Origin of the sequence: Chamaesiphon sp. VAR_48_metabat_403 (genome assembly GCF_031422475.1) — a bacterium.
Classification (GTDB): domain Bacteria; phylum Cyanobacteriota; class Cyanobacteriia; order Cyanobacteriales; family Chamaesiphonaceae; genus Chamaesiphon.
The window spans coordinates 1-6,084 of record NZ_JANPLS010000303.1 but is presented as its reverse complement, the minus strand read 5'-3'; the positions used below and the strand labels follow the sequence as shown (position 1 = coordinate 6,084).

Below are 6,084 nucleotides of genomic sequence, written 5' to 3'. Positions count from 1 at the left end.
ATCGATCGACAGATCCAGTTCTCCGCGTCCAATTGCGGCTTGAGTTTTGGAGCCACACCACCAACTGCGGACGGATTCCCAGGCGAGGTAAGGACAGACAGCGGATGCGCCGAAGCCAATCAGACAGGCGAAATGGTGGGTGCTCCAGCATTGGGCGGTATCGACAACGATCGACACCCGCGCCCGTAATCCTTGGGCAGTAAGATAATGATGCACTGCGCCGACAGCAACCAGGGGCGGAACGTAGGTGATTTCGTCGGTTAAACCGCCGGATTGCCAATCGCTGAGGACGATAATTTGTTTGCCTGTATTGACGGCGGCTAATGCAGCGGCGCATAATCGATCGATCTCGATTTTCAAGCCACCGACACCATCATTGACGGGATAAAGGGTGGAGATAAATTCGCTACCGAGGGAGGAAGCTTTAATTATTTCTAATTCTGCTTCATTTAAGACAGGGCTATTTAACTTGAGCATCCCCGCAAATTCGGGTTTAACTTCGAGTAAATTTCCCTTGCGTCCCAGACTGACATCTAGGGACATGACTAACTTTTCGCGTAACGGATCGATCGCGGGGTTAGTTACCTGGGCAAAGCGTTGTTTAAAATAGTCATAGATTGGGTGCGCCTTCTCAGACAACACCGCCAACGGAATATCATCGCCCATGCAGAACGTTGGCTCCTTGCCATTTTCCGCCATGTCATTGACGATCATCAATACATCTTCTTCGGTGTAGCCAAACGCCGTCTGTTGATTGAGCAAACTGGGTGATTCCCAGCGACAACTAGCTTCAAACGGTTGCACTGATAGCGGTTGACGGTGTTCTTTTAACCACGCACCATAGGGATGAGCTTTGGCGATTCGCTCTTTGACTTCCCAGTTGTGGAGAATTTCCTTAGTCTCCAAATCTACCACGATCGTCTGTCCAGGGCCAAGCCGACCTTTTTCGACGATTTGATCTACAGGTAAATCTACCACCCCAGCTTCAGAGCCAACGTAGAGATAGCCATCCTTGGTAATACAATACCGCGCTGGACGCAAACCATTGCGATCGAGTGCCGCCCCAACTACTTTACCATCAGAGAACGCCAGTAATGCTGGCCCATCCCAAGCTTCCTGCAAGCCGGAATAGTACTCGTAAAAATCCGTAATCTCAGGATATTTATCTAATTCCGGCTGATTCTTGTACGCTTCTGGTACCATAATCATCAAGCCTTCGATCGGACTCCGCCCCGATTGGACAAGTAATTCTAAGACATTATCTAATGTGCCCGAATCACTATTATCCAGATTCAAAATCGGCTGTAATTCTCTTAACCTGTCGTTCCAAATTGGATGATTGAGATCGCTTTCCCGCGCCGTCATCCCATTGATATTACCTAAGAGCGTATTAATCTCCCCATTGTGTCCCAGCACCCGCATCGGTTGTGCTAACGGCCATTTTGGTAAAGTATTGGTGCTAAATCGGCGGTGATAAACTGCAAAGGCCGCCTTAAACTCAGGATTAGTCAAATCTCCATAGAATTCACCCAATACAGCCGATCTTACCATCCCCTTGTAGACGATCGTCCGACTAGACAAAGAGCAAATATAAAAATCATCCCCAGGCTTCACGGTACCCTCAGCCTGCAACGCCTTAACAATCTTGCGGCGCACCATGTACAACTGACGCTCTAACTCATCTCCAGTCGTAGTTCCCGCCAGAATCATCTGCTCGATGTGTGGTTGATTTTCCCGTGCCTGAACACCGAGAGTCTCTGGCTTAACCGGAACTGTTCGCCACTCTATTAATCGACATTGCTCCTGAATGACTATCTCAGCGATAATCCTTTTTGCCACCGCGCGTTTATCTGCGTCTTGAGGTAAAAAAATCATTCCTACCGCCATTTGAGATCGATCTACGCCGTTGTATATATCAGTCTTGCGATACCTTAAAGATTCCAGCAACACATCCCAAGGAATCTGCGTCAAAATCCCTGCACCGTCGCCCGAATCGCGATCCGCGCTACAACCACCGCGATGCTCCATGCACGTCAATGCAGTTAGCGTTTGCTGAATCAACTTATGACTAGTATCCCCCGCCGGACAAGCAATAAATCCCACCCCACAGGCATCTCGTTCTTCTACCAACCACCGTGGGCCGAAATATGGTTCTTGGTTAGAAATAATTGGGTTCATCTGTGACTGATTGTCTGTGTGGTTCATAATTGTCGTGCAGGCAAGGATCGGTAGTGGAGTTAATTCGATTTTATCGCGGTTGTCCGAGAGTTTGGTAGAGCTATTGTAAATTTGGCTGCGATTAAAATTGACAACAACATGGATCTATGCTTATATCAGGATTTTTAGTTTAAGTCGGTACGATCGGCTACATTTCGATTTTAGATATGCTGCTAAGAAAGCATTACGGATGAGCAAGAAACTAAACTTTACCACCAAAGCCAATCTCGAAAATCCCTCGCATGAAAATCTCCTCCAAGGAGGGGTGCCCGGAGGGCGGAGTGGGTGAGATCTTCGATTGAACCGTCTAACTCCGATCGAGCATCGCCGATCGAATCTAAATTACTTTACTCTAGCTAATATTCTGGAGTGGAAGCATTTGGGAGGCAGATGGTGAGTCGCGTAGATTTACCCACCCCGCCCGTTGGGCACCCCTCCTTGGAGGGGATTTTAAGCGTTGAGCTTTTTCGCTAAGATGGCTCTCCTATACTGATGAGAATCGACGATCTTACTTCCCTACCTGAGGTGTTGTTGCAGGCTGACGGGGAGTATTATTCGGTGCAGCAGGCGCGGGATTGCTGAGATTAGGCGCGATACTTGCCTTAGGCGGTTGGGTGGCTTGGGCGATTTGTTTAATCTGATCTTTATACTCGGCTGGAGCTAAGTTTTCGGCTGTATTCATTAACAATTGTGCCTCGGTGAGATTGCCCATTTGTTTGAATACCAGAGCTTTAGCCAAGACGGGGCGAAAATCATCGCGATTTATCTCGATCGCGGTATCGTAAATACCTAATGCGTCGGCATTCCGCTGTTGGGTAAGATAAACTTGCGCTAATAATAATTTAAGCGGCGTAGTATCGATCGTACCTGGTGCCATTTTCAGAGCGGTTTGAACCGCACCTAAAGCTGCTTCAGGGCGTTTGGCTTCAACGAGCAAACTGACTAACCCTTGCAGTGCGTTAATATTTTGCGGCTGAATTGCCAAGATCGTCCGATAGCTAGCTGTCGCACCTTCACGATCGTCTAAATACAATTTAGTTTGAGCTAAAAGTACCGTATAGTCTGGTGTCTGAGGATTGAGTGCGGCAATTTTTTCGAGCGGAGCCAAACTGCCTTTAACATCACCCAATTGCAATCTCGCATTGAGTAAACCCTTGAGCGCGACTTGGTTTTCTGGCTCTCTTTGTAATACTTGAAGATAGCCCTGTGCCTGCGCCTGAAGTTGACTCGTTTGCGCGGCTGAGAGGCTATTTGGTTCGGTGGCGGTGGCGGTACCACTATCTAGCCCCAAATTGAAGATTGGCAATAGCGAAAATCCAGTTAAGGCTAGTAGAGACACGGCTACAACTAGATTGATTGCCCAGCGATGACGATTTAACACAAACTGCTCTTATAATAGATGGACGATTGGTTTTGTCGATCTTATTACATCTGTGCCGATCCTGCTAGGTGATATCACTATTTTGGATTGCGGATTGCGGATTTTGGATTGGGAAAGCATTGCTTATTTCGTAAAGCCTAAAACCTAAAACCTAAAGCCTAATTTACAATCTCAGCTATTAAAAAAGGTGCGATATCTGCCAGACTCAAAACGTGGGCGACACCATTAGAAGCGATCGCAGCTTTAGACATGCCAAATACTAGGCAACTGTGTTCGTCTTGAGCGATGGTGATGCCACCGCTGGCGTTAATAGCTTCTGTACCCGCCACGCCATCGGTACCTAAGCCAGTGAGGAGAATACTCGCACTGGTACTACCATAAATGCGGGCTACCGATCGAAACAGGGCATCGATCGACGGGCACGTACCTGTAGAGCTAGTAAAATTACTATAGATAAATTTGCCCTGAGCGTCGAATTCTAGGTGCGCGCGTTCGGGGGCGAAGTAAACTGTTTTTGGAGCTGGCGTTTCGCCAAGCTGGGCAATTTTGACATTCAATTGTGAGTCTTCTTTGAGCCAACTAATCAACCCTGTCAAAAAGCCATCGCCGATATGTTGGGCGCAAATAACCGGGACTGGAAAATTTGCTGGAAGTGCGGTAATAATTTTATGGATGGCTTGAGGACCGCCTGTAGAGGCTCCAATCGCGATCGCGCGAATGTTACCCGTTCGATCGAGATTGCCACTATTGGTAGATTTGGCATCCAAACCACTACTTCTAGCTTTAACTTTTACCTTTGAAAGCATTTTGATTTTGGCAATCAGTCGGTTTTTAATCTGCTCGTATTCTGCGTAGTCTCCGCTGGTTGGTTTGGGGAAAATATCGACAGCCCCGGCTTGTAGTAGTCCAAAGATATTTTTAGTATCGTTTTCTTGGACTGAGTTACTAATTACTAAAATCGGTCGGGGAAACTTTTCCATTACCTCTTTAGTAAGTTCCAAACCGTCGATCGGTGACATATGTAAATCCGTACAAATTACACTAGGATTGACTTTGGGAATCGATTCTAGTGCTTCTCTACCATTGCGTGCCGTGCCCACTATTTCAATTTCTGGGCTATCTCTCAATAAGCGTTGCAGCAATTCAAGAGCGATGAGCGAATCATCGACTAGGAGAATTTTTGTGGGGGACATGGCGGATGAGGTTTTAGGCTTTAGGTTTTAGGTTATGGGGTGTGGGGTGTAGGGTGTTTTTTAGCCCTTTACCCTTTCCCCCTTCTTTCCTAAATCCTAGCTCAAGGGTTTAGCGTTTACCTTTAAACTTGAGAGAAGTTTAATTTTAGAGAGAATTCTTTTTTTGATGGCTTCGTATTCGGCATAGTCGCCGCCGATGGGTTTGGGGTAAATATCTGATGCTCCGGCTTGGAGTAGTGCAAAGACATTTTTAGTGTCGTCGGATTTGACAGAGTTGCTCAGTACCAGAATCGGACAAGGAAAGTTTGCCATTACTTGTTTGGTAAGTTCCAAACCATCGACAGGTTCCATGTGAAAATCAGTACAAATCACGGCAGGATTGAGCCGGGGAATCATGGCTAGAGCTTCTTGTCCATTTCTAGCGGTACCGACAACTTCTACTTCAGGCGCACTTTTAAACAACCGTTGCAATATTTCCATTGCGACGGGCGAATCTTCAACAATCAGAATTTTTGTAGGAGCCATGACGGGGTTATTGGGGGTATGTGGATTTGAGTAAGGAGTAAGGAGTAAGAAGTAGGGGTTTTATTGTTTACCCTAAAACCTAAAACCTAAAGCCGAATTAAACCAATCGATCGAGGGTATCGAGCAAGAGCTGTTGATCGAAATCACCTTTGGTGAGATAGGCATTGGCACCAGCTTGAAAACCACGATCGCGATCGGCGGCTTGTGAGAGTGTGGTAACCAGAACTACCGGGAGATTCTGGTATTCGGAGTGGCTGCGGATCTCGGTGGTGAGTTGCAGCCCGCCCCAGCGGGGCATCTCGACATCGGAGACGACGAGATCGAATTGTCCAGCTTGGAGGGTTTCCCAGCCCGCCAAGCCATCATTGGCGGCGGTGACTCGGTAACCTGCTCCTTGCAAAATTCGCGTCATCTGCGTCCGAATGACGAGGGAGTCTTCCACTAGCAGAATTGCTGGCGCGATCGCTTTGGCAATTGGTGTCGGCATACTGTTAGCTAACTGCGCGCCGAGGGCACTATCCCCTGCTGCTGTTGCGAACAGATCGATCGGGTTGAGTACCAAGCAGACTTCCCCAGTGCCCAAAATTGTCGAGCCAGCTAAGTGGGGGACATTTTTGAGCAGCGGGTGGGGAGCTTCGATCGTGACTAATTGCCGATCGTTGATGCGATCGACTAGTAGTGCCAGTTGTTGTCGCCCCGATTGGAGCAAAAGACAGGAAATCGAGTTGGGCGTACGGTTAATTTCGCCGGGGGAATTAGGCGCAATCG

The 6,084-nt window shown here is 47.7% G+C and carries 6 protein-coding genes; 1 reads left to right on the top strand and 5 read right to left on the bottom strand.

Going from position 1 to position 6,084, the window contains the following annotated elements:
• Nucleotides 1-2,205: glutamate synthase central domain-containing protein (locus RMO79_RS14550; protein WP_396136601.1), on the bottom strand; the 2,205-nt coding region annotated here is incomplete at its 3' end.
• Between the two features lie 100 nt (nt 2,206-2,305).
• On the opposite strand from RMO79_RS14550, the gene RMO79_RS14545 reads away from it, so the two are divergent.
• Nucleotides 2,306-2,506, top strand: coding sequence for a hypothetical protein (locus tag RMO79_RS14545; RefSeq protein WP_310483894.1), 201 nt, complete (start codon nt 2,306-2,308; stop codon nt 2,504-2,506).
• Nucleotides 2,507-2,725: 219 nt separating this feature from the next.
• Here the strand turns inward: RMO79_RS14545 and RMO79_RS14540 are convergent, their stop codons facing one another.
• The 4 genes from RMO79_RS14540 to RMO79_RS14525 form a co-directional block, all read right to left on the bottom strand.
• Nucleotides 2,726-3,598 carry a tetratricopeptide repeat protein gene (locus RMO79_RS14540; RefSeq protein WP_310483893.1) on the bottom strand — a complete coding sequence of 291 codons (873 nt, stop codon included), beginning with the start codon at nt 3,596-3,598 and terminating at the stop codon, nt 2,726-2,728.
• A gap of 158 nt (nt 3,599-3,756) precedes the next feature.
• Nucleotides 3,757-4,791, bottom strand: coding sequence for a chemotaxis protein CheB (locus RMO79_RS14535; RefSeq protein ID WP_310483892.1), 1,035 nt, complete (start codon nt 4,789-4,791; stop codon nt 3,757-3,759).
• Nucleotides 4,792-4,887: 96 nt separating this feature from the next.
• Nucleotides 4,888-5,316: a response regulator gene (locus RMO79_RS14530; protein ID WP_310483891.1), complete on the bottom strand. Its 429-nt coding sequence runs from the start codon at nt 5,314-5,316 to the stop codon at nt 4,888-4,890.
• A 97-nt stretch (nt 5,317-5,413) separates the two neighbouring features.
• A partial coding sequence (locus tag RMO79_RS14525) for a response regulator (protein WP_310483890.1) occupies nt 5,414-6,084 on the bottom strand: 671 nt, incomplete at its 5' end.

Excerpts from the sequence above, each read along its gene's own strand:
- RMO79_RS14535 (WP_310483892.1), bottom strand. The coding sequence starts at position 4,791 with ATGTCCCCCACAAAAATTCTCCTAGTCGATGATTCGCTCATCGCTCTT.
- RMO79_RS14530 (WP_310483891.1), bottom strand. The coding sequence starts at position 5,316 with ATGGCTCCTACAAAAATTCTGATTGTTGAAGATTCGCCCGTCGCAATG.